Below are 245 nucleotides of genomic sequence, written 5' to 3'. Positions count from 1 at the left end.
CCTTCCGGGTCAATAGTCCAGATCGCTCCGAGTTACGCCGCGACCTACAGCGTCTCCCGCGCCGACACAGGAAGTGGGCCGGCCGCCACGAACGGCATCCACAGCGCGCCGACGACGGGTTCGGCCGCCAGCTTCACGACGGCAGCGTTCTGCGGCACGGCGGCCACTGCCCGCCGTATCCCCGCATGCACGACGTCGCCCGTACCGCCCGTCAGGAAGCTGTCGTCCTTGACGGAGGCGAACGT

At 69.4% G+C, this 245-nt stretch carries 1 pseudogene; it reads right to left on the bottom strand.

Annotated features, from left to right (window positions below):
- Window positions 1–44 precede the first annotated feature (44 nt).
- Window positions 45–245: pseudogene (locus KVT38_RS34015) on the bottom strand (hypothetical protein); the annotation flags it as partial.

Source organism: Cohnella sp. GbtcB17, from assembly GCF_019091135.1.
Taxonomy (GTDB): domain Bacteria; phylum Bacillota; class Bacilli; order Paenibacillales; family Paenibacillaceae; genus Cohnella.
This window is presented reverse-complemented; position numbering and strand designations above follow the sequence as displayed.